This window comes from Nonomuraea aridisoli (genome assembly GCF_003236395.1).
In the GTDB taxonomy this organism is placed as follows: domain Bacteria; phylum Actinomycetota; class Actinomycetes; order Streptosporangiales; family Streptosporangiaceae; genus Nonomuraea; species Nonomuraea aridisoli.
In genome coordinates, this window is sequence record NZ_POUD01000488.1 from 1 (window position 1) to 3085 (window position 3085).

Genomic DNA, 3085 nt, shown 5'->3' on the forward strand with positions numbered 1-3085 from the left:
GGTCAGGGTCGGGCCGAGGGTGCTGCCGGGGAACTTGCCGGACAGGGTGGCGGCGCTCTCGCCGACGTCGGGGAGGAAGCCGGCGACGGAGACGAGGGCCTTCACGTTGGCGTTGCCGCGGGCGGCGTTGGTGGCCACCTGGCTGCCGTAGGAGTGTCCGGCGAGAATGATCGGACCTTCGATGGTCTTGAGCAGGGCGGCGATGGAGGCGGTGTCGCCGGCGAGGCTGCGCAGGGGGTTGGCGGGAGCGATGACCTTGTAGCCGTCGTGTTGCAGGCGCTGGACGACGCCGTTCCAGCTGGAGGCGTCGGCGAACGCCCCATGGACCAGGACGACGGTGGGCTTGGCGGGCTTGGCGGGAACGTCCGCGCCGGCCGGGGTGGCGGCGGCGGTCAGGGCGGTGGCGGCGATCGCGGTGCCGAGCAGGGCGGCGACGGCGTTGCGCTTGCTGGTCATGGTGAGCTCCTTGGTGCTTTCGTTCCGCGCTGTCGAGTAGAACCATACCCGTTTTAATCGTGCGCGAGTAAAACGGGCGCGCGGTGATCTGTGTCACCTCTTCGGGACTGAGGTGGGGTGCGGCAACGCAGCGCGGGAGGCGGTGAGTTCGCCGTGCCGTGCAGAAGTGCGACGTCGCGAGTTTCCGCGGACTTGCGGCGACGGGCGCCGTGGGCGAAGAGGCCAGGTGTGGTGCGACCTGCATGTTGGCCCACCGCTCGGGTTCATGCGATGAGCCCCGAAGTGGCTCTGTGCCATGCGTCGAAGACCGGGCTGCCCTGGTCAGGACGAGAAGCGCAACGAGTCGGTGAACGCCCTCGGTGCTCACAACGTCGTGCTGCCCCCGGCGCCCAGGACTGCGGCTGAGCCGCGTCGGGCTTCCAGGTCAGGACTGCTCGCGGCGGTAGCAGGGCACCACGGTTGCGCCGGGCGTCGCGGCGCGACGGCCGAGCAGGATGGCCCTGGGTTCCCGACAAGAAGGGCCGGTCCTCGGAGGCGAGGCCGGTAGGCACAGCCGGCCGCCAGGCTCTCACCTCACAACCTGAGGATCCTTGAGCGGAACGGTGCTGGAACAAGACCCGACGTCACAGCGATCCGGGAACGCGGAGAGGTTCTCCGTCGTCATCCCGATCCAAGCGTCGGGAAGGCCATCCCCGATGGCCGGCAATGTCGCCATCAGCGGGAGCATGGCGCCCACGTAGACGATGGTGCGGCTGACATTGACGCCGAGGAGCCCGTTTGCCTGGTTTGCGCCGCCGCCCAGCCGACACCGCCCACGGACGAGCGCGGCACCCGAGCTGGCTGCCTCCTGGCAGGCCAGCCGGCAAGGCCGGCTCCATCAGCGAGGCGCGGATCCGGTTGTGTGCCGCCACCCGGTCGGCGCCGCGTGCGGACGCGTGTGGGTCGAGCAGGCGGTCTTCCGGCCGGCCGAGCGGCAAGCCCGGGTCCATCGGCGTTGCCATCCCCCGCAGGCAGGAACAGCCCACTCGCCGCCATCAGTCCAGGGGCACCTCGTCGGCTCCCCACCTGACCATCCTCACCTCACCACCCTGCGGCGACGTCCACATGAGCAGCGGGTGACAGCGAGTACGCCGCAGGGTTGATGTCGCGCTCGTTGAGGACCAACCAGCCCGCGGCATGATGGTTCGCTTCTGCTCTTCGAGGGACGCTGCCCTCTTCAAGCGGTGTCACTGCCCCCTGCTCGGGAGCGACGGTGATGGGCCACCGCAATCCGCCCGGGCATTTCGTCCGGCTTGGATGGTTGGTGGCTCCGAACCAGCGGACGGACATGCCTGCCCACGGTCTTCCACGTCGGACAAGGGGGGAGGAAGCTACATCCCGGCGTTGCGCGAGAGGTAGATCCACAAAGCTGCGGAACGGGGCCTTACTCGCGCTCGGCGGCCTGGGTTTCGCGGCGCTCGATGATGCGGCGGGTGAAGGGGATCACCTCGACGACGCGCGTACCCAGGTAAGCGCCGATGAGGGCGAGCGCCAGAAGCACGATGGGACTGGTGGCGAGGCCGTTCATGGTGACGAATGCCTGCAGGATCGCGTCGAGCGCCATAGGGGTACTCCGAGGGACGGCGAGCGGGAAGGTGTTCAGCGTAACCGGACATCAGAAGTGCTCGGAGCAAAATCGGATATATCGCTACATGATCAAACAAATCGCCATCGATCGCGCTAAGCCGTTGCGAGGGTTGATCGTGGCCCACGAACGCCAACGCCTCGGCCGTGGCGTGCCGGTGTCCGTACCGACCGTGCCGGCGCCTGCGCCGACCGCGCCGGTGCCCGTGTCAACCGCACGCGTGTCGACCGTCCGGGTCCCGTGCCAACCGTGCGGGTCCCGTGCCGACCATGCGGGTGCCCGTGTCGACCGTGCTAGTGTCCGGTCAACCGTGCTGGTGCCTGGGTCGACCGTTGAGCTTGTTGCACCTCGATGGGCACCGTCGTCGTGGTGCTCAGGCCCCTGCTGCGGCCTCTTAGTCGGTCTGGCTACGGTGCCCAGGCTGTTGTGCCTGACGGGTGTCCCGCGGCAAGCGATCATGTAGCTGAGGGGGTGAACGCCCACTCTGAGGAGCTTGTGCGGGGCTCACGAACTTCGTGACCCGAGCTCACCGACGAAAGCCCATGTCCGGGAGGCGACCAGTCGACGGACGCGAGGCCGGCTAGCGACCACAGGTTCCCCGCACGGGAACGGCGCAGATCCCAGGGGGCCGGGCGCCGGCCCGTACGGGCAGCTCCGAGGTCGTCCGCTGGGCGTACGGCCGGTGCGGGGTGGTCGCGCTGATCGTCCCAAATCAGTAGAGCTCCCCGTACGGTCAGCAGACGACCGCAGACCCGGGCGCGATCCGGCAGGACCCGATGAAGAGCCGGCCGGATCGCGTGCTGCAGGTCGGGAAGGTCAGTGGAAGAAGTGGCGGGTGCCGGTGAAGTACAGGGTGATGCCGGCCTTCTCGGCGGCCTCGATGACCTGGTCGTCGCGCACCGAGCCCCCCGGCTCCACGATGGCGCGTACGCCGGCCTCCGCCAGCACCTCCAGCCCGTCCGGGAACGGGAAGAACGCGTCGGAGGCCGGCGTACGCGCCATCGT

2 protein-coding genes and 1 pseudogene are annotated in these 3085 nt (G+C 68.9%); all 3 read right to left on the reverse strand.

Annotated features, from left to right (window positions below; translation table 11 throughout):
- Positions 1 to 456, reverse strand: a 456-nt coding sequence (locus tag C1J01_RS47235; protein WP_146616019.1) for an alpha/beta fold hydrolase, incomplete at its 3' end; no start/stop codon positions are given.
- A gap of 1423 nt (positions 457 to 1879) precedes the next feature.
- On the reverse strand, positions 1880 to 2059 hold the full coding sequence (locus C1J01_RS47240; RefSeq protein ID WP_111185597.1) for a hypothetical protein: 180 nt from the start codon (positions 2057 to 2059) through the stop codon (positions 1880 to 1882).
- An 837-nt stretch (positions 2060 to 2896) separates the two neighbouring features.
- A pseudogene (gene purH, locus C1J01_RS47245) lies at positions 2897 to 3085 on the reverse strand (bifunctional phosphoribosylaminoimidazolecarboxamide formyltransferase/IMP cyclohydrolase); the annotation flags it as partial.

What these genes read in the sequence shown, in the direction of transcription:
- C1J01_RS47240 (WP_111185597.1), bottom strand. Translation starts at nt 2,059, where the DNA reads ATGGCGCTCGACGCGATCCTGCAGGCATTCGTCACCATGAACGGCCTC.